This window comes from Terrimonas ginsenosidimutans, from assembly GCF_022012415.1.
Lineage (GTDB): Bacteria > Bacteroidota > Bacteroidia > Chitinophagales > Chitinophagaceae > Terrimonas_A > Terrimonas_A ginsenosidimutans.
On sequence record NZ_JAKLTR010000018.1, the window covers coordinates 1 to 20,984 of the forward strand.

The 20,984-nt window shown below is 46.4% G+C and carries 16 protein-coding genes; 8 read left to right on the forward strand and 8 right to left on the reverse strand.

Going from position 1 to position 20,984, the window contains the following annotated elements; genetic code table 11:
* The first annotated feature begins 136 nt into the window (after window positions 1-136).
* Window positions 137-1,483: a DUF2339 domain-containing protein gene (locus LZZ85_RS22680; RefSeq protein WP_237875656.1), complete on the forward strand. Its 1,347-nt coding sequence runs from the start codon at window positions 137-139 to the stop codon at window positions 1,481-1,483.
* Window positions 1,484-1,506: 23 nt separating this feature from the next.
* Here the strand turns inward: LZZ85_RS22680 and LZZ85_RS22685 are convergent, their stop codons facing one another.
* From LZZ85_RS22685 to dprA, 5 genes are all read right to left on the reverse strand, one after another.
* Window positions 1,507-2,025, reverse strand: a complete 519-nt coding sequence (locus tag LZZ85_RS22685; RefSeq protein WP_237875657.1) for a 5' nucleotidase, NT5C type — start codon at window positions 2,023-2,025, stop codon at window positions 1,507-1,509.
* 185 nt (window positions 2,026-2,210) lie between these two features.
* On the reverse strand, window positions 2,211-3,704 hold the full coding sequence (gene guaB, locus LZZ85_RS22690; RefSeq protein ID WP_237875658.1) for an IMP dehydrogenase: 1,494 nt from the start codon (window positions 3,702-3,704) through the stop codon (window positions 2,211-2,213).
* Window positions 3,705-4,042: 338 nt separating this feature from the next.
* A complete protein-coding gene (locus tag LZZ85_RS22695) occupies window positions 4,043-6,721 on the reverse strand; it encodes a T9SS type B sorting domain-containing protein (RefSeq protein ID WP_237875659.1) in 2,679 nt (892 codons plus the stop codon).
* 166 nt (window positions 6,722-6,887) lie between these two features.
* Window positions 6,888-8,924, reverse strand: coding sequence for a T9SS type B sorting domain-containing protein (locus LZZ85_RS22700; protein WP_237875660.1), 2,037 nt, complete (start codon window positions 8,922-8,924; stop codon window positions 6,888-6,890).
* Between the two features lie 250 nt (window positions 8,925-9,174).
* Window positions 9,175-10,284, reverse strand: coding sequence for a DNA-processing protein DprA (dprA, locus tag LZZ85_RS22705; RefSeq protein WP_237875661.1), 1,110 nt, complete (start codon window positions 10,282-10,284; stop codon window positions 9,175-9,177).
* 515 nt (window positions 10,285-10,799) lie between these two features.
* Between dprA and LZZ85_RS22710 the strand changes: the two genes are divergently transcribed.
* The 5 genes from LZZ85_RS22710 (at window position 10,800) to LZZ85_RS22730 (ending at window position 15,478) form a co-directional block, all read left to right on the forward strand.
* Window positions 10,800-11,864: a hypothetical protein gene (locus tag LZZ85_RS22710; RefSeq protein ID WP_237875662.1), complete on the forward strand. Its 1,065-nt coding sequence runs from the start codon at window positions 10,800-10,802 to the stop codon at window positions 11,862-11,864.
* 2 nt (window positions 11,865-11,866) lie between these two features.
* Complete coding sequence (locus tag LZZ85_RS22715) at window positions 11,867-12,655, forward strand: hypothetical protein (RefSeq protein WP_237875663.1); 789 nt, start codon at window positions 11,867-11,869, stop codon at window positions 12,653-12,655.
* Window positions 12,656-12,728: 73 nt separating this feature from the next.
* Window positions 12,729-13,583 (forward strand): hypothetical protein, encoded by an 855-nt coding sequence (locus LZZ85_RS22720; RefSeq protein WP_237875664.1) that lies wholly within the window; start codon window positions 12,729-12,731, stop codon window positions 13,581-13,583.
* On the forward strand, window positions 13,583-14,377 hold the full coding sequence (locus LZZ85_RS22725) for a hypothetical protein (RefSeq protein WP_237875665.1): 795 nt from the start codon (window positions 13,583-13,585) through the stop codon (window positions 14,375-14,377). The genes LZZ85_RS22720 and LZZ85_RS22725 overlap by 1 nt, the downstream gene beginning before the upstream one ends.
* Window positions 14,378-14,695: 318 nt before the next feature.
* Window positions 14,696-15,478 (forward strand): hypothetical protein, encoded by a 783-nt coding sequence (locus tag LZZ85_RS22730; protein WP_237875666.1) that lies wholly within the window; start codon window positions 14,696-14,698, stop codon window positions 15,476-15,478.
* 661 nt (window positions 15,479-16,139) lie between these two features.
* Here LZZ85_RS22730 and LZZ85_RS22735 read toward each other — a convergent pair.
* From LZZ85_RS22735 to LZZ85_RS22745, 3 genes are all read right to left on the reverse strand, one after another.
* Window positions 16,140-18,056, reverse strand: a complete 1,917-nt coding sequence (locus LZZ85_RS22735) for an OmpA family protein (protein WP_237875667.1) — start codon at window positions 18,054-18,056, stop codon at window positions 16,140-16,142.
* Between the two features lie 306 nt (window positions 18,057-18,362).
* On the reverse strand, window positions 18,363-18,986 hold the full coding sequence (locus LZZ85_RS22740) for a 7-carboxy-7-deazaguanine synthase QueE (protein WP_237875668.1): 624 nt from the start codon (window positions 18,984-18,986) through the stop codon (window positions 18,363-18,365).
* A gap of 18 nt (window positions 18,987-19,004) precedes the next feature.
* The gene (locus LZZ85_RS22745; protein WP_237875669.1) at window positions 19,005-19,880 is read right to left on the reverse strand and encodes a bifunctional 5,10-methylenetetrahydrofolate dehydrogenase/5,10-methenyltetrahydrofolate cyclohydrolase; all 876 of its coding nucleotides are present in this window, start codon (window positions 19,878-19,880) and stop codon (window positions 19,005-19,007) included.
* A 116-nt stretch (window positions 19,881-19,996) separates the two neighbouring features.
* Between LZZ85_RS22745 and LZZ85_RS22750 the strand changes: the two genes are divergently transcribed.
* Window positions 19,997-20,212 carry a hypothetical protein gene (locus LZZ85_RS22750; protein ID WP_237875670.1) on the forward strand — a complete coding sequence of 72 codons (216 nt, stop codon included), beginning with the start codon at window positions 19,997-19,999 and terminating at the stop codon, window positions 20,210-20,212.
* Window positions 20,213-20,218: 6 nt separating this feature from the next.
* Entirely contained in the window at window positions 20,219-20,824 is a 606-nt protein-coding gene (locus tag LZZ85_RS22755; protein WP_237875671.1) for a hypothetical protein, read from the forward strand.
* Window positions 20,825-20,984 lie beyond the last annotated feature (160 nt).

Sequence of the window (20,984 nt, forward strand, 5' to 3'; positions counted from 1 at the left end):
GAGGCCTTTGCCCCTCCGGCAAAAAACGTAAACAGAGTCTTCGAAGCAACCCCTCGAAAAAGCGCTTTGCCCGCCCGGCAAAACTGCAAGCAGAGCCCTTCGACCCCATTCCCCCAAAAAACTCTATATTGCCCATATGAATGCCGAAGAAAGAATCCATGACCTGGAGCGTCAGCTCCACCAGTTATCTTCAGACCTCCAGCATTCGCAACAACAGTTGCGGGACCTCCAGCAGCAGCTCAGGTTGTTAAAAGAACAACATGGAGTGCCTGTTCTGATACAGGCTGAAGAGGCCGCGCCACACGCGGAGCAACGCAAACCGCAGGGCATCGAACATTTCATCGGGTTGAAACTGATCCACCTCGTTGGTATCATCGTATTGGTGATCGGACTTTCCATCGGCGTAAAATATGCCATTGATGGCCAGCTGATCTCCGAAATGATGCGCATAGTACTCGCTTATTCGGCCGGTATTGTACTGTTCCTTCTTTCTGTCCGTTTACGAAAAGCCTATACTTTTTTTAGCGCGATCCTGTTCAGCGGAAGTATGGCATCGATCTATTTTACAACCTATGCCTGTTTTACCTACTATCATTTCATTTCCGGGGGACTGGCATTTGCGATCATGGCACTGCTGACGGTGTATACAATTCTCACGGCAATAAAATATGACCGGAAAGAAATTGCGGTGATCGGAATGGTGGGAGCCTATGGTATTCCATTTCTGATCAGCTCAAACAGCGACAGATTTGAACAGTTGTTTTCCTATATGCTCCTGATCAATATTGGTGTGGTATATCTTTCATTCCGCAGATCATGGAAGCTGGTAGGGCAGCTTGCCATGATCATCACCTGGACGCTTGTGATCGGCTGGGCTTTTATGCGCTCCGATCAATCACAGGATCAGTGGATAGGTCTGCTGTTTGTAATAGTGTTCTACCTGCTGTTTTGCATTAATGCTATGTCGTTCCTCATCATACGTAAACAGCCATTAAGTTTTATGGAATCCCAGCAGTTACTGGTCAATCATGTGGCGCTTTTCCTCGCTTCATTGTGTTTATTTGATGTGGTATGGGCGTCGGGGATGGTAACAGTCTGGACTGCCGGATCTGCCCTGATCGTTACCGCTTTGCTGCCAAAGGAAAAATTTTTACAGCGGGGATTGGTCATTGTGGGATTGATGATACTGTTGTTGTGGATCTCTCTCCGGTGGGATGGATTATTCGTAACCTTACTTTGGGTGCTGGTATCAGTGCTGCTCTTTGCCTGGGGTATTGCTGGTCGTCAGTCATGGGTGCGGCTCACGGCCGTAACACTGATCGGTCTTACACTCTTGAAATTGCTGGTGATCGATAGTGGCCGGTTCACTCCGCTACAGAAGATCATCTGCTATATCGCCATAGGCGTATTGCTATTGCTGTTTTCTTTTTACTATCAGCGGTTAGGACTGGCTGTGGGGAGGGAAAAAGAAAAGCAGTCCTGAAATCAGCACTGCTTTTGTATTGTTTATAAAAGGATCTTCGAAATTTCCTCCCAGTTATTTACCCGTTGATGTCTGCCCGGATCTGATTGGATGTTATGAGGCTGAGAGAATAACAGACTTGTATCTCCGGTGAAGGAATCAAGATTGCGGAAGTGGTCATCGATCATGATATCAGCCCTGATGATCTGCTTTGATCCGCAAAAAACAATCTGCTGCCAGGTGATAAAAGGAAAATGTTCTGCCAGCCATTCAAGTTTTTCCGGCAGGCTTAGCGGGAATTCCATCGCTGCCGATACGATATACAGATCATATTGCTGATTGATCTCTTTTACGATGGGAACGCATCCCGCGATCAATGGCGCGGTGCGAAAAAAACCTTTGGTATTCACATACTCCATGATATGCGGAAAGCCTTCGCGTTCCGGTTTCCCTTCCACATCCTGCAGCTTTCGCCGCTGTCCGAACTCAGCTTCATCCATTTTAAAGAACTGGTGATATACGTCGGCGAGCACGCCATCCATGTCGATTGCTATACGTTTCAAAAGAGAAGAGAGTTTTGGAGGTATGAGAATTAAAGGTTTAATAGTTCGTAGGTTTTAAAGTTTAAAAGTTTAATAGTTTAAGGTTTAAAAGTTTTACGCCGTAATGTTGGCGATATGCTATAACAGATCTGTTACAACTTTTAAACTTTAAACTATTAAACCTTTAAACTATCCCACCCTGCCGCCTATCTTCTGCTATAGTTCGGCGCTTCTTTCGTAATGTCAACATCGTGCGCATGGCTCTCGCGCATACCCGCGTTGGTGATCTTTACGAACTGTGCTTTTTTGAGTTCGTCGATGGTGGAGGCACCGCAGTAACCCATACCGGCTCGGAGGCCGCCAACATATTGGTAAACGATTTCTTTGAGTGAACCTTTGTAGGCAACACGGCCTTCGATTCCTTCCGGAACGAATTTTTTTACATCATCTTCCGGATCCTGGAAATAGCGGTCACTGCTTCCTGTTGCCATGGCGCCAAGTGAACCCATACCGCGGTATTGTTTGAATTTACGGCCTTCGTAAATGATCGTTTCACCAGGGCTTTCTTCTGTTCCGGCGAATACGCTGCCCATCATAACGCAATCAGCACCTGCTGCAAGCGCTTTTACCATATCGCCAGTATACCGGATACCGCCATCAGCGATGATCGGGATGTTCTTTTGTTTTAATACAGAATAAGCTTCCATGACGGCTGTAAGCTGTGGTACACCCGCGCCTGCCACGATCCTTGTAGTACAGATAGATCCGGGTCCGATACCTACTTTCACAGCGTCTGCACCAGCTTCCGCCAGCGCTTTTGCACCGGCAGCAGTACCAACGTTACCGGCAATGACATTCATCTTTTTAAAGTTCTTCTTCACCTGTTTCAGCGCATCCAGTACGCCCTTACTGTGGCCATGTGCACTGTCAAGAGCGATCACATCCACACCGGAATGCTGCAGTGCAGCTACACGGTCCAGAAGATCTTTGGTGATACCAACGCCTGCACCAACGAGCAGACGGCCATACGAATCTTTCACTGCGTTCGGAAAGCTGGTCACCTGCAGTATGTCGCGGTAAGTGATCAGGCCGATCAATTTACCACTCCTGTTCACCACAGGAAGTTTTTCGATCTTGTATTTGCGGAGAATGTTTTCTGCTTTTTTCAGGTCGGTGCCTTCCGGTGCGGTGATGAGATTGGAACTGGTCATCACTTCACTTACTTTCAGTTTAACATTTGTTTGAAAGCGAAGGTCACGATTAGTAAGAATGCCGGCGAGTTTGCCGTCTTTGCTTACGATCGGAATTCCGCCGATCTTATTTTCTTTCATCAGTCTCAATGCATCGCCAACGAGTGCATCTTCCTGGAGGGTGACAGGGTCGAGGATCAGACCGCTTTCGCTGCGTTTTACCTTACGCACCTGGTCGGCCTGCTTTTCGATCGTCATATTTTTATGCAGGATTCCCAATCCGCCTTCGCGGGCCAGTGCCATCGCGAGAGGAGCTTCCGTTACAGTATCCATTGCCGCGGAAAGCAACGGGGAATTCAACGTGATGTTTTTGGTTAAACGGGTGCGGATGCTGACATCGCGGGGTAATACCTGGCTAAAACCTGGTATAAGTAACACATCGTCAAATGTTAAGCCTTCACCGAAAAATTTGTTGGAGTTCTTGTCTGAGGGGGAATTTATTCTTGCCATGTGCAAAGGTAGGGCAATTGGGACAATTGAAAAAAAATCCGGAGAGATTGATGGTGGACCATGGATCGCACGCGCGGACCAGTTCCTGAGTTAAAGAACCTTTCTGTTCAGATCGATGGCCGATGGTCATCGGCCGATGGCCGAAATCAAACAACAAACAGGATATCTCTTGTGTCTATCGAATCTCTGGTTGGGAGATGCCCGATTTTGGGAGACTATCAAACTGCGGAGGCCGGCCATCGGTTATCGGCAATCTGCCATCGGTCATCGGTCATCGACCATCAGCCATCGGTCATCGGTCATCGAACAAACCCAGGACACCACCTTAACCAATAACATTACCTGATCAACGTCACCGTTCCCCTCTGACTCACCTTTTCCTTCGTATCCTTGTGCACATAATCCAGCATCCATACAAAGGTGCCGGTTGCCTGCGGAATTCCCTGCACCGAACCGTCCCATTTCCTCGTCCAGTCCGTAGTATGAAACACCAGTTGCCCCCAGCGGTTAAAGACGCGGAAGTTCAGTTGGTCGGCTTTAAATGCATTCAGTGGGAAGAAGTAATCGTTCTTTCCATCATTATTGGGAGTGAAGGCGGACGGAACGCCGATCACACAGCTACCCAGGATCCTGATCTGCTCTGTTCGCGATATTTCGCAGCCATTGTTATCGCTTACAGTAAGTCTTACCGGGTAGAACGCATCGGTTCCCGTCAGCGGATAGGTAATAGCCGGTGGAGTCTGCAGGCTGCTGGCAGCAATGGTAGATCCGAATGTCCAGTTCCAGTTGGTAACCGGCCCGGAACTTTTATTTACGATCTCAATTTTATCACCAGGGCAGGCCATATCGGGCAGGTCAAATGCCGCGACCAGTTTATTGCTGAAATTGATCTGCTCTGTATGCGTATCTGTACACACGCCATTAGACACGGTCAGCGTCACCTGGTTCTGACTTAAAGAAGATAGCGTTCTTGTTACATTCTGCAGCGTGCTGAAACCGGTTCCATTCAGTGTCCAGTTCCATGAATTGACGCCATGCGCACCATCATGACCAAGCCGCAATTGATTTTGCAGGCAATCATAATCGACATCGATGCTGAACACTGCGGATACAGTGTCTGAAGTGGCAAAGCCGGTGATACCGCCCGCCGGGGTTTCGCGGTAGCATTCGCTAAGCAGGGTATTTCCATCGCTTCCCCTTACCAGTTCAATAGTGTAATTCCCGCCAAGTGTGATCGCGGCAGATAACTGAAGCGTGATCGACTGGCTAAGACCGTTAGTACAGTTGCCGGTTGCACCTGTGACAGTAACAGGAGATGGGCCACTAAGGCGGAAATCGCTTCCGTCCGATGCAATGGAACTGCATTGTACCGTTGCCGGCAGTTCAAGTTGTAATGTGTTGGGCGCGCAGCCAGGTGTTCGGAAAGAACCCATTGCGGTGAAAGGCGCATCGGGAATGAAGAAGCCGGTCGTTAGTCCGGCCGGTAAAATCCTGCTGCAATCACCGATCAGGGTATTACCATCTGAACCACTCACAACCCGCAGTTGGTAGTTGCCCGTTACAGCAAGTGGTGCCGATAACTGAATGCTGATCGCCGTAGCCTGCCCGTTCGCATCGCAGGTGGCGGTGGCCCCGGTGATCGTTACCGCTGCCGGGCCGGTGATCCTGAAATCACTTCCCTGGGCAGCGATGGTACTGCAGAAGATCTTTTCAGGGAGATTGAAGGTGATGGTCTGGGGAGCACAGGATGGAGGTACTACGGTTCCCATGGCGATCGGAGGTTGCGGAGCTATGTTGAATCCTGCTGCCTGACCAGCGGCGATCATTCGGTTACACTCCCCGGTTAATGTGTTTCCATCGGTACCCTGCTGAATGATCAATTGGTAATTGCCCGGTAAAACCACAGGAGATGTAAATTCTATGGACACCTGGTTTGTATACCCTGCACTGTTACATGTGGCTGTGGCGCCGGATATTGTTACCGCCCCGGGGCCGGACACGATAAAATCCGTGCCGTTAGCGGCGATCGAATTGCATCGTACGGGTTCCGGTAGATCAAATACCAACACGGAAGGAGTGCAGGCCGGAGGAACAACAGTACCCATCGGTAAGGGGATCTTTGGAGGAACAGTAAAAGTGGCCGTGGCCCCTACGAGTACGCTGGTATTACAGATATCGAGGATCGTATTGCCGTCCGAGCCTGTGGCAACGGTGACAGTATAATTGCCGGGAGGCAACGGCGATGCGAGTGTCAGGCGTACCGAATCGAAATCAAAGCTGGCTGAGCATTTAAAGCCTTCCGCCGCGGTGATCGCCACTCCGCCCGAAATCCTGAAATCGGTGCCGTTCGCCGCAACGCTGTGGCATCGCATTTTTTTATTAAAACGGAAACTCACCTCATTTGCATCACAGTTGATCACTGCACCCGCGGGAGCCGGAAGTGATGGGTCTGTGATCACGGCTGTGCCGCCAGAAAATGCAAGGTTGTACCCTCGCTGCGAAGCGCTGAAATTACTGACCAGGAGAATATACTCGTGGCCGGCTATCAAGCCGGGCATGCTGCTGAAATTAGGAAAGGTATTGCCTCCGCATTGTATCAGGCCGTTGTTATTATTACTTGTTCCCGTAATACCAGAACGTCCAGACCAGTTGCAGGCTACAAATAAAGCGATGTTGGAGTAGATATCGCGAACATTCGGCACCCCGGTAATATCAAAAAGCTGCCAGTCATAATCATCAGTCGTCTGCAGAGGGGTGATGGTAAAACCAAGAGTACCTGCAGCAAAACATTTGAAACGGTAAAAAAAAGGATTTACGTCCTGGTATCCTCCGTCAGCGCAGGGAGCGGGTACGGTACCACCTCTGCAAATTGGCACGTTTGTCTGCGTAAAAACGCTGGAACCGCAAACCGGAAAGGCTGTTTCAGGAGTTTGCCCCAGCGTAGTGCACACCTGCAACCGCGCGGTCAAAGGCAGAAATAAGGTAAATAAAAGCACTATGATGCAGTAGTGTTTCATGATACGCGCGTTACACGAATTACGCGAATTAATGGACTACATTGCAGGAATGCTTAAATAAAATCGTGGACAACCATACTCTATTGCTTTCCAACCCTTAAAAGGATCTTGCCCCCATGCTCCCACCCGTGATCAGTGACCCGGAATCAGCTTACCCCAATCAAACTTACCTGATCAGTGTGGTCGTCCCCTTCTGAAAAACTTTCTGCTTTGTATCCCTGTGTGTGTATTCGAGCATCCATACATACACGCCGGTGCCTTGTTCGATGCCGTTCACTTTACCGTCCCACTTACGCGTCCATTCTTTTGAATGAAAGACCAGCTGCCCCCAGCGGTTGAAGATCTTAAAGTCGAGGTTTTCCGCCTTGATCGCATTGTTTGGATACAGGAAATCGTTAAGGCCATCATTATTCGGAGTGAAGGCCGAGGGTACTGCGATAAAACAGTTGTTCAGCACCTTTACCCGCTGTACGGTACTGTCTTTACAATTGAGTGAATTATTCTGCGCTACGAGTTTGATAACATACGTCGCTTCAATATTTGTTTCCGGGAACTTAACGGGTGCGGGATCCTTGAGCTGGCTGTTTCCAATATTGCCAAAGGTCCAGGTCCATTGATCGACCAGCCCGGCCGAAGTGTTCTTTATCTCAAGGAGGTCTTCAGGGCAAATGATCGGAGCCATGGTGAACGAGGTCTTTACTTCGTTGTCCATTACGATCGTTTCGGATGCTGTATCACTGCATACTCCGTTGGACACGATCAGCTGCACGGTATTGGTGCTGGATGCGGGAAACGTAATGGAGTGATTCTGCGTCGTGATCGTATTGATGGTGTTGAAACTCCAGTTCCACGAGTTCACATTATTAGCGCCATCGTGGGAAAAAGACAGCGTGTTCTGACGGCAGCCAAGTTGTGTTGTGTAATTGTAGGTAGCCGAAACTACATCAGCTGCCTGGAAATTTCTCGTGTGTGTGGGAGAGGGAAGGCCGCACTCATCAGTAATGGTGCCACCATCATTTCCTGTTTTCAGCAATACGGTATAATTGCCTCCAACCTCGATAGGGGCAGACAGTTGCAGCAAGATCACATAGCTTCTTCCGTTACTGCAGTTTTCTCCCCGTGCACCTGTAACAGCAACGGGGGATGGCCCGGTTATGGTAAAATCACTTCCGTCCGGCGCGATAGTGCTACACTCTATACGTTTTGGGAAATATACTTTTATCTGATTGGGCGCACAGCCTGTCTTCCCGATGCTATCGGCAAAAATGGGAACAGGCGGGTCATAGCGGAAAGTCACGCTTTCAAGTTGCGGAATGCTGCGGTTACAGATATCCGTCAGGGTATTGCCATCTGTTCCGTTATTGATCACCAGTTGGTGATCTCCCGGAGGGAGCGGATTGGCCAGCGTGACGGTGAGGGTGTCAAAGTCAAATCCGTTGATACATTGTGCTGATGTTACCGAAGTGACAGTATTGCCTGGTGCACTTACGCTGAATTCTGAACCCAGACCGGCACCGGCGCTGAGAGAGGTGCAACGGAGTTTTTTATTCATGATCACGGTAAGTGTACGGCCGTCACAATCCGGGATCACCTTGCTGAGATGCGGTTCCTTCGGATCAGTGATCACGGCAGTGCCTCCTGAAAAAGACAGCGAATAACCACTCTGGCTATTGGTATAGTGGCTTACAAGCAATAGGTATTCGTGTCCCGCCACCAGGTTCGGCATGGAGGAAAAGGTATTGACATTTGTCGCAGGATCTGAAGCACACTGGATAAAATTAACACCCGTGCTGGAAGCACCGGTCGGTCCTGATGACCCCGACCAGTTCCCTGTAACAACAATATTCCTGTTTGTGTAAACATCATCGGGATCAAGCCCGGTGATATCATATAATTGCCAGTCGTAGTCGTCCGCAAGAATGGAAGGTGTAATGGTAAATCCCAAAGAGCCGGCGGTGTAACACGTGAATTTATACCAGTAGGGATTTCGGTTCTCGTAGGCTGCGCCATCAGGGCAACCGGGAACATACAGGGAATGTGAGGAGCAGAGAGGTACTGATGTTTGCTGGAAAACAGTAGTACCGCAGACGGGGAAGGCCGTCGACGGATTTTGTCCCAGCGCTGTGCATTGTGAATGAGCAGAATGAGCAGTCAGCAGGGCAACGAATACAAAAAGAACGAAGGGGATCCGCACAGCTTTCATGGCGATAAAACTACTATTTAATTTTTAGGCATTTGATTAGAAAATGGCTTTTAATTGGATCTCGAACGAATACCCTGACCGCGTGACCAAACTTTAAAACACGTCTCGTGTACTCGTCCGGCATTATCTCCCCATGCGATTGCTTTAAGCGTAAAAAACCGCAATATTTCAGTAAGGCTATGGAATCACGAGTAGAACGACCTACCGTGGTCAACGGTCCGTGGCCCACATTCGCTCCGGCAGATCACCTTCAATACAGCGAGTAGCGCTTCCCCGGATGTGTCAGAACCAGGTTTTGCAGTTCCATATTCAATATTGCAGCTGCAACGACGCTGTTCGGCAAGCCGCTTCTGAGATTGATCTCATCGATATGTACGGCATCCCGCCCCCGGAGCAGATCTGCAAGTACTTGCTCTTCCTTTGTCAGCTCGATGAAGATCGCTTTCTGCCCTGATCGCCTCCCCGTCATTTTTGTTTCGGTTCCCCAGTTCATGGTCTCCAGCAGGGATGCCGCATCAGAGATCAGCCCGGCTTTATTACACCGGATCAGGTGATTGCACCCCGCGCTCCTGGGATCTGAGATTTTCCCTGGAAAAGCGAACACATCACGATTGTATCCATTCGCCAGCTCAGCCGTGATAATACTTCCGCCTTTGACACCTGTCTCTACCACAACCGTTGCATCCGTCATCCCCGCCACGATGCGGTTTCGGGCCGGAAACTGATGCCTGTCCGGGATGGCGGGACTGCGGAATTCGGTGAGTAGCCCGCCTCCTTCTTTAACGATCTCGCGGGCCAGGCTGGTATGCCCGGCAGGGTAGACCTGGCTCAGCCCATGTGCCAGCACTCCTACCGTCGGTAGTCCATTCTTCAATGCCGCCCGATGCGCGATCGCATCGATCCCATGCGCCAGTCCGCTTACCACCAGTATACCGAGTGAGGACAGGCCTTCGATCAGCTGATCTGTAACGATCCGGCCATACTCGGTATTGGTCCTTGTACCAATGACGGCAATGGTCTTTGGATTGTTAAGATCTGCCGAGCCTTTGTAGTAAAGGAGCGTAGGACAGTCATAACAATGCAGCAGCCGCTTCGGGTACGCCGGGTCGTTGATGAATAAGGGGCTGATCTGGTATTGCTGAATGAACTTCATCTCCTGTTCAGCCAGGTTGAAGTCATTGAACTTTCTGATGGCAGCCGCCCTCAGCTCACCGATCCCTTCGATCTTTTTGAGCGTATCGATGGGGCAGGTGAAGATGGCGCGTGCTGAGCCCAGCTGAGCCATAAGGTTTTTCGCCTGAACAGGCCCAACGTTGGGGATGAGGGTGAGAGCGATCTGGTATAGGAGTTCGGCATGCATAGAAACTTGAAATGAGATACATAGTTAAACAGTCTTGCGATGAAAGCCCAGGTGTTTTCACGGCGAAAAATTGTTTTTTTCTGATTCAGAAAAGTTGTTAGAGAAGATAACTGAATTGAATAAATCAGTTTAGAGAGAGTAATAAATCAACTTTGATAATGTTCGGCCGCGAAGCATACTATAGTCAATCATAGGCCGTGAAAAAGTGTAGGGTATCACGATCCGCATTTAAGCGGCTTCTGGTTGAAAATACCATTCCAAATTGCTAATAAAAAAATGACATGGGTGGTTATTTGGTGATAACTGTCTACATGCTTAAAGTGACATAGTTAACCCCGACCTACTTCATCGAGGTTGAAAATTGACAAAAAATGCAAGCACTTATAATTTTCGCTCTTTTTAAAAAAAGGCCAATTAACTATTCAATTTTTTGTTGGTGGTGATTAAACTGCTATTTTCATCGTATCAAATGTCTATCGTTATAGGCAAGATGCTTTAAACCTAAACCTCATCTTATGCAAAGAAAAATCTTCCTTTTTCTATTGGCATGTTGTGCCATGTTCTTAACCAATTGTTCCAAAAGCGATCTCAATTTAAACCGACAACTCGAAGTTCAATCAAAGCAAAAGGCCGAAGATTGGCTTGAGACAAAAGGCGTTGGCGCGGGTCCACTAAGGTTAGGACGAATATCCGCAATCAAAGAGAGCCTTATTTTCGAGAAAGCCAGCGTTGAGAAATTGGAAGACGGAGAATCTCTTTATATTATTCCTCTGAGTTCAAGCTTCAAAATGATCAATAAGAGCGATAAAGTTCTTGATCATTATCTTCTTCTATTTGAAAATAGCAAAGGCGTTTATAAAGGAAATATCATGCAAGTCGAGTCTTCAACTAAATCATTACCCAGGGGTACTCTTGGCAAAGTATGGGATTGCAATGATGTTAATGTTGATGGGACGTTTAGTTTATTGACTATTTTTGACAAGCTCTTGTATGAAGTTAAATTTGCAGGAGGCAAGAAGGTCAGTTTTGGTGAGGTGAAAAGCAAGGGTAATAGAGATCAATCAGGAGAAGTATCTACTCAGAACACTAGCTGCACTGACTGGTATTTGGTAACAACGACATTTTACGATGATGGCACCACTACCACTACGGAGCAATATTTAGGAACAACATGTACGACTTTGTGTCCAAATGGAGTTTGTAATGAAGGACTGCCAGGTGGTGGAGATGGGGGTGGTGAAGACCCAGATCCAGAAATTCAGGTAAGCACGGATTATACGTGGAAAGTCTATGAGGATTCAATTCTGCCAGAATGGAGGGTCTACTCAACAGATAAGATTAAAGCAAAAAAAAGAGCTTCATTACCAAACGGGGGACATTTTACTTCAATTGAGCATGTGAGAACAGTTGGCCCCAAGTCAGATATTAATTATTATTGGTGGAAGGTTTTAAATGTTTATTCTGCGATTGAAAACAATGGCCAAGATGGAGGAATTTTAGTTCTTGGTTATCAAATGGGACATATTTTTCCAAAAGAAATCCTTAAAGAAGAAGAGATTATCTTCACTGAAATTTTCTAGCAATGAAGTTAGTCCTTAAGATTGCAATTTGCTGCATTCTAACTTGCTTGTTCTGTACTGTTGCTACCGCACAGGCAAGGTTTGCTGGAAAAATTAGAACAGAAGCAGGTGAATATTTCAGAGAAAACAGAGATACAGGATTCTATCACTACGATCATTATTGGATATCGGATAGTATGTACATCAGCGATATTAACACCGCTGTGGAAAAAACCAAGAAAGGAGTTACAACTAGGTCTGTAATGGTGAGGTTGTATGTATTCGTGGACTACCGATCTAAAACTCTGTTTGAATACTCTAGTATGTCAGATACAGCGAGGCTCCTCGGATCACATTATTTATATGATACTTTTTCGTTGTCAACTGGTTTTCCTTTTGATATAACGCGTGAAGATGCGAGAAAGAGTGTTAAGGACACAGTACGCTTGCCTGATACCATAATAGAGAATAAGACATATAAGCGGTACATGCAGAAGCTGGATACTATGAACCGAACAGAATATTTGGTTTTTTATCTTTCTTGCCAGAGCAATCCTGGTGTTACTTTTTACCCTACGCTTGCAGAAAAGTTGGGTTGTCCCATAACAATTATCACCGGTTCACTTTCTCCGTATCTACAAGCAAAGCCATATATGTTTACAACAAGGACACTTGAACGCGATTATTTAACACAAGAAGAACAAAAGGTTTTCGCAGCATGGCGAAAATATGCGGAAGAACATCCCGTCAAACCCTCTTCGCCAAAAAGGAAATCTAAATCTAGAAAGCGTAAAAAACATTCCGACGAATAACATTTGAACAGCTAAAGTCGACTCCGCAATGAGTGTTTTCGACCGATAAATTCAAGGCCAAAAAAGGGCGTCTTTGCCAAATGGTGGACATATTATTCCTCTGAGTTCAAGCTTCAAAATGATTCACAAGAGCGATAAGATTCTTGATCACTACCTTTTCTTATTTGAAAATAGTAAAGGCGTTTATAAAGGAAATATCATGCAAGTCGAGTCTTCAACTAAATCATTACCCAGGGGTACTCTTGGCAACGTATGGGATTGCAATGATGTTAATGTTGACGGGACGTTTAGTTTATTGACTATTTTTGACAAGCTCTTGTATGAAGTTAAATTTGCAGGAGGCAAGAAGATCAGTTTTGGCGAGGTGAAAAGAAGGAATAACAGGGATCAAACTCAATCAGGTGAGGTATCTACTCAGAACACTAGCTGCACTGACTGGTATTTGGTAACAACGACATTTTACGATGATGGTTCAACTACCACTACGGAGCAATATTTAGGGACTACCTGCACCACCTTGTGTCCAAATGGTGTTTGCAACGAAGGATTGCCAGGTGGTGGAGATGGCGGTGGCGGAAATCCTGATCCTGATCCAGAAATTCAGGTAAGCACAAATTATAAATGGTTAGTTTACACAGATCCAGTTTTGGTAGATTGGAAGGTTTATTCGACTGATAAATTCAAGGCCAAAAAAAGTTCATCATTACCAAACGGCGGCCATTTCACTTCTATTGAGCATATATCGACGGAGGGGCCGAGTACTGTAACAAGTAATTTCGGCTGGAAAGTACATCAAGTAAGTTGGGAATTACAGAACAGTGGACAAAACGCTGACATTTTGGTGCAAGGGTTTAGGATAGGATTAGGGTTGCCACTTCATCCCATTGAAGAGGAAGGCAAGTTTGTTTATACAATATTATTCCCGTAATGATCAAATTCCTTAGGTACATAAAAATCATAGTTGCTATTTTCTTCCTTTGCACTAAGGCAAATTCGCAGGATAAATTTTCCGCGAAGTTTGCGACGGAGGTGGGAGGATATTTCAATCATGGTAAGGATACTATTTTTTACGGAATAATGAATTCATGGCAGACCGATAGCATGCTTATACAAGAGATCAGCACGTCTGTAAACAAAAACGTTAATGGTCAAATTACAAGATCTGTGCGTGTTGATAGAGTTATCTTTATCGACTATCGGAAGAAGGTACTTTTTGAATACTCAAACATGTCGGATACAGCAAGACTAATGGGGCCCCATTTTCTGTACGATACTTTTAGTCTAACAACGGGATATCCTTTTAATATTCGAGATGAAGATGTAAAGTATGGACCTCGTCAAGCTCGGCAGCTTGCTGATACTACAATAGATAGCGTCAGGTATAAGCGATATTTGGAGCGGATTGATTCCCTAAATGGCACTCTTTACTTTACTTTTTTTGCAGATTGCGAAAGCCAACCATCAATATCATTATATCCATATCATGCTAGAAAGTTTGGTTGTCCCGTTATGATGGCAACTAGTTCAGACGAAGTTAATATCCGGAAAAGACCGTATATGTTGAGGAAACGAATGCTTTTGCGTGATTATCTAACCGAGGATGAAGAGAGAATTTTCGCAGCATGGCGGAAATATGCGGAAGAACATCCCGTCAAACCCTCTCCCCCAAAGAAGAAACCTAAATCTGGAAAGCGTAAAAACATTCCGACGAATAACATTTGAACACATAAAGCCGATTCCGCAATGAGTCGGTTTTTTTGACTTGGGTTTTTATGGAGTCTCCTCTATAATTATAAATGAAAGATTGAGCACCTTCGGTTGTTATCTTCCCTCCTGTTTGTTTCCAGGAGACGGATTTTATTTTTTCCGAAAAATGAAAAGTATTTAAAAAAAAAGTTATTATGGGGCAAATACAGTTTAAGATCAGTTACAAGGACAGAATGCATATATTTTGGTTTAGGGGTTCAAACTAAGCCATCTTATAACCCCGTACCCAATAGAAAAAGAAGGTAAATTTATTTACACTGAACTATTCCCCTAATGATTAAATGTTATCGTCAACTTAAAATAATTGTTTGCTTAAGTGCGAGTCTTACTGCAAAAGCACAGACAGGCTTCTCAGGCAAGTTTCTAACTGAGGTAGGAGAGTATTACAATCAAGGTAAAGACACCATTTTTTATGGAAAAACCATGTCATGGTTAGCTGATAGTATGCTAATACGTGAAATTAGCACCTCTGTTATTCGCACCGAGAAGAATACAACAAGGATGTCCGTTAGGGTTGACAGAGTTATTTTTATTGATTATCGAACGAAGGCACTATTCGAGTATTCTGGTTTTTCTGACACCGCACGACTTATGGGGTCACATTTTTTGTATGATACTTTTAGGCTCACTACAGGATATCCTTTTGATATAAAAGATGAAGATGCAAAATACAGCCCCCGTCTGGCGCAACAACTTGACGATACTCTGATTGATAACATAAAATACCATCGGTATTTGGAAAAGTTTGATTCGTTGAATGTGAGTTTGAATAACGTTTTTTACACGGATTGCGAGTCCTCACCAGCGATAACGATGCTTCCAAAACATGCCATGAAGTTTGGTTGTCCTGTTCTGATGGCGACTAGTTCAACGGATGTAGAATTACGAAGGCCCTATATGTTTACAAAAAGAACGCTTGAGCGAGATTATTTAACCCCTGAAGAACAAAAGATTTTTGAAGCTTGGAGAAAATATGCGGAAGAGCATCCCGTCAAACCATCTCTCCCAAAGAAGAAACCTAAATCTAAAAAACGTAAAAAACCTTCCGACAAATAACATTTGTACAGCTAAAGCCGACTCAATACGAGTCGGTTTTGTTTTTTGACTTGACTTTTATGTAATCTCCTCTATAATTATAAATGAAGGATTGAGCACCTTCGGTTGTTATCTTCCCTGCTGTTTGTTTCCAGGAGGGATTTTATTTTTCCGAAAATGAAAAGTATTTATAAGAAACAAGATGTTATGGGACAAATACCGTTTAAGATCAGTTACAATCAAGATGGACATCCCTTCATTGAAATCCAAAAGAGAATATCAATTATTCAGATTTTATAAAAAAATCAAGCTATTCCATTATTTAATGCCGCCCGATCGGATCCCATGCGCAAGGCCGCTCACTGCCAGCATCCCTGCCAAATGGCGGCCATTTCACCTCCATTGATCACGTATCAACGGAGGGACCAACACCGTGTTTAGCAACTTAGCCTGGAAAAGTCCATTAGGTCATCTGGGAGCTTAGATAGTGGGCAGGATGCGAATAAGTGGTCCCAACAGGTTAGACAGATTTGTTCCAACATCTTCTCTCTTATTTATCGGCGGATTGGATCTCTGCGATGATTATTCTTTGTAATTAATAAAGGTGTTGTCAATCTGATTCAGCTCTGTCAGGATCTCTTTAAACGTTAGCATCCGAAAATAAAGAATCAAAAGAAGACCCCTACTGCGCCGTCACCTTCATCTCCGTCCTCCTGTTCTTACTCCTTCCTTCTTCCGTTTTATTATCTGCCACCGGTTGCGTTTCTCCCAAACCTTTCCAGGTAAAACGATTCGGCGCAATACGTTTGTTGATCAGATATGCGACAACTGTTTTCGCACGTTTGTCTGATAGCACGAGATTGTCTGCCGGCTTACCCGCATTATCGGTATGACCACTGATCTCTACTTTCACCGTGGGGTTATCCATCATCAGCTGAACGATCTTATCGAGCTCGATCTGTGATTCCGGCTTGAGGTCAAACTTATTTACATCAAAGAAGATGTTGTTCAATACCAGTGTCGCATTCACTTCGATCGGCTGAAGCGGAATATTTTTTTCATAGGTAGAGTCGGATGAATGCTGCTGGAGCATAAAATTATCCGAATAGAAGAGATACCCCTTCCTGTTTACATTGAACACATAATCCTTCCCGACAGGAAGCGTGATCAGGTACTTTCCATTTTCATCGGTCTGGACCTTTGAAATGATCTGCCGGGTTCCGAGATCGGTAAGCTCCACATTGGAAGGGAGTCCTTTTTTCGTGTTCTTGTCAAATACCTGTCCTTTCACCCAAAGCGTTCTTGAAGGGCGAAGATCTTCGCGCAACTCGAAACTGTAGATGTCCAGTCCGCCTTTTGTGCCGATCTTATCACTCGCGTAATAGGCTGTTTTCCCATCGGCGGTCACGAAAAGAGTGCCGTCGCGATCTATGGTGTTAATAGGATAGCCGAGGTTGGTGGGTTTGCTCCAGTCTCCTCCGGGGCCTTTTTTCGTATAGAAAATATCCTCGTCACCGTAGCCGGGCCAGTAGTTGGAGGTGAAATAAAGCGTTTGATTATCGGCATGTATGAATGGACATTGTTCATCGCCGGGCGTGTTAACGGAGGGGCCAAGGTTTTCAGGTTCGCTCCATTTCCCGTTCTCCCGCAAATGACAGACCCAGATATCGCATCCGCCGAAACCGCCAAAGCGACGGCTGGCAAAGTAGAGATCGCGTTTATCAGGAGACAGGCAGGGCTGAGAATCCCACTGGTCTGAGTTGATCCGCCCGCCGAGATTGGTTGCTTCATCCCAACCGGTTGGCGTAAGGCGGGACATGTACAGATCGCAGCCACCAAATCCATCAGGACGATTACAACCTGTGAATACCAGCAATTGTCCATCCTGGGAGATATTTTGCGCCCCTTCATTCATCGGCGTATTTACCGAACCGGGAACCGGCACTGCTTTGTCCCATGTTGTACCATTCCATTTGCTCTGGTAAAAGTCTTCATTGGCGTAGCCCAGGTTGCGGGTGAAGACCAGGTTGCTCCCATCTATGGTGATGGACGGGAAATATTCCGATTCTGTGCTATTGATCGCATCTCCGAGATTCACCGGTTTGAACACATAGCCATTGGCAGGGTGTTGCTTTGCGTGCTCAACCGCGAAAGTGTATGTTTTCTTGCGGAATTCTGCAGCTTTCCGCGTATTGGAATTTGCCGGAGGATTTTTGTCGAGGTATTCATTGATCGCAGCCAGTGCTTTATCGAACTGTCCGATCCTTGCAAGATTGATAGAATAGGGAAGTTTGGATTCGATGGTGTATTCAGGGTCCATCGAAAATGCTTTTTCGTAGTAGCTGATACTTTGCTGATGATCTTTCAGTTCACCGTAAACTCCGCCGAGCGAAAGATACGCGTCCACAAAATTTGGCTCCGTTTCAGCCCACTGCTTCAGTAACACTGCAGCCTCCTGCAATTTGCCATCCTGTGCGAGGGTAATAGCCTTATCGTAAGCGGTTTTAGCTTTCTTACTGATTTTCGTCGGGTCGTATTGCTGTGCAGATCCGGCTACTATCGTCAGGCAGAACAGAAAGGCGAACGCAAGTTTCTTCATCAGATAAACGATTGTTGTACAATAACGAAGAGGGGCAAATTTTATGCGGGAAATTATCAGGGCGGTATAGGTGTATCGAAAATCAACAATTTGTCCAATACCTATGAGTTGCGTCAGGGGGCAGGCATTAATAATGATTATAAGCGCATCCATTAGCGCTGATAATCATCTAATTAAACATTAATAGGCAGACCAGCAGGCAGTAGTTATTGCGGAAGGACACCAGGGTGGAATTAGTGAAGCGTTCAACTGAGAGAGCATGAAATAGGAGTTAAACGAGGGCAGTGCACCATATCTCAGCCGTTCTTAAGGTACATTGATGTACTTATGCAATTGCAGGCTTAGTTCCCATTTGGGGTTTGCCTTTATATACTCCACGATCAGCGGGGTCATTTCATTCGCCTTACTCCATTCCGGTTGGAGATAAAGTTTGCATCCCGTAGCAACCTGTGCCGCATATTTTTCTCCCCAGGCAAAGTCTGATTTGTTGTAAATGATCACCTTCAGCTCATTGGCATGAGGCATCACTTCAGGAAGGGGAGCTTTGAATTTTTTGGGGGAAAGGCAGATCCAGTCCCAGCTTCCGCTCAGCGGTGATGAACCGGATGTTTCGATATTCGTTTCGAGGCCAGCCTGTTGCAGGATGGCGGTAAGTTCGTCAAGATTATGGAGCAGGGGTTCGCCACCGGTGATCACGACCATTTCCGCAGGGGTCTGCAAAACCTGGTCTCTCAGCTGCTCTATTGTTTGTTTTGGGTGGCGGTCTGCCTCCCAGCTATCTTTCACATCGCACCATACGCATCCCACGTCACAGCCGCCGAGACGGATGAAATAAGCGGCGCGGCCCTGGTGAAACCCTTCTCCCTGGATCGTATAGAAATGTTCCATTACAGGAAGGGATACGGCGGTATGTATTGCTGTTTGTTCCATTATGTCAGTCGTCACTAATCAATTCTTCGTTTCGCAGGCCAAATAGGTGTTTTTCATCAGGGCGGCAATGGTCATTGGACCAACGCCTCCGGGAACAGGCGTGATCCAGGAGCTTTTTGGTGAAACTTCTTCGAAAGCCACATCGCCTTTCAGTTTGAAGCCTGATTTGCGGGATGGGTCACTGACGCGGGTGATACCTACGTCGATGATCACCGCTCCGTCTTTTACCATATCAGCTTTTACAAATTCAGGTATGCCAAGTGCGGCAACGATGATGTCTGCCTGGAGACAGATCTCTTTCAGGTTCGCGGTATGTGAGTGGCAAAGAGTAACAGTGCAGTTGCCGGGGTTGGAGTTGCCGCTAAGCAGGATGCTCATTGGACGGCCAACGATATTACTTCTGCCGATCACCACTGCGTGCTTGCCCTTGGTTTCTACTTTATATTGTTCCAGTAACAGCATGATCCCATAGGGAGTAGCTGCAATGAAAGTCGGAAGCCCTTCTACCATTTTACCGACGCTCATCGGGTGAAAACCGTCTACATCTTTACCGGGATCGATCGTGCTGATCACTTTCTTTTCACTGATATGTTTCGGCAGTGGCAGTTGCACCAGGATGCCGTCCACATCAGGATCTGTATTGAGTTCTTCGATGGCTTCGAGTAGCTTATACTCTGAAATATCAGCTTCGAGGCGGACAAGGGTGGATTTAAAACCTGTTTCTTCGCAGGCTTTCACTTTTGCGGCAACGTATGTTTCGCTGGCTCCATTGTTTCCCACCAGGATCGCAGCAAGGTGAGGTATTTTTTTTCCTTCATTGGCACGCTGTGCCACGCTGATCTTCAACTCGTCTTTGATTGCCTGTGCGGCTTTTTTCCCATCTAAAATTTGCATGCGCAAAATTACGGAAGTTTTGCCGGGTGTAAGCCGGGAAAAAAACATAAAAAGCGTTGAAAAACCCATGCCTGGGCCAGCGGAAACAGGGAGTTTTGGACAAATGAAACAACTGTATGCGAGTCGTGATAATGTTACTACTGCTTGATTTATATATGGTTCTCCTTTCTTCCGGTCAAACGGGCAGCTGGGGTTCGGGTATCTATAGCAGCAAATATGCCGATCCACAATCTGCGACCCGGCAATTAGGATCGCTGGGAATACTTGGCGAAGGAGGTCTGATTGCCGGACTTGAAAAGCATCAGGGATTGCCCGAGCTGGATGTTTATTAGCTGACGATGGCCCTGTTGTTCCGCCCGGGGAACCTGTCGGTGCTGGGGACGTCCACCGGGTTTGCAGGATACCGGCTGTCGCGGTTCAGCCTTGCCGCAGGCCGTAAACTGGGGGAGGGGGCCTCTCTGGCAATCAGGGGGAATTATCATCAGTTGAAGATCGGAGGTTATGGAACAGCTGCGTCCATCTCCCCTGACGCGGGACTTATCCTGCATTTTTCGGACAAGCTTCATTTCGCGATGCAGTTGCTGAACCCCGCGGGCAGCAATATTCACTCAGGGGTGTATATCCCCGGCGTTTACAGCGCGGGAATTGGGTACGATCAATCTGATCAGCTCTATATCTCTGCTGAGGTTGTGAAGGAGCAATCACATCCTTTGAATGCAGTGCTGGGCCTGCAATACGAACCAGTTCCGCCATTACTGGTTCGCGTACTTATGCAAACCCGCGAACCATCTTTTGTGTTTGGCGCGGGGTATACAAAAGGGGATCTGAGAATAGATTTGTACAGTTCCTGGCACACGCGCCTGGGGACCAGCGGTGGCCTGCAGGTATACTGGCTTTGGAAAAAGAACGCCAAAAGCGATGTTGTTGCAGCCAACCATAGATAGCTACCACCAGGACGTTCTTGAAGATGGTTTTTTACGATCCTTCATTCTGACCGGTTTTTCGCAAGGCCGGAAGACGGAAAAGAAATAGGAAGCGTAAAATTTTTCCGAAAGTTCATCCGATGATCGATGACCGATTGGGATGATCGGTGGCAGATTGCAG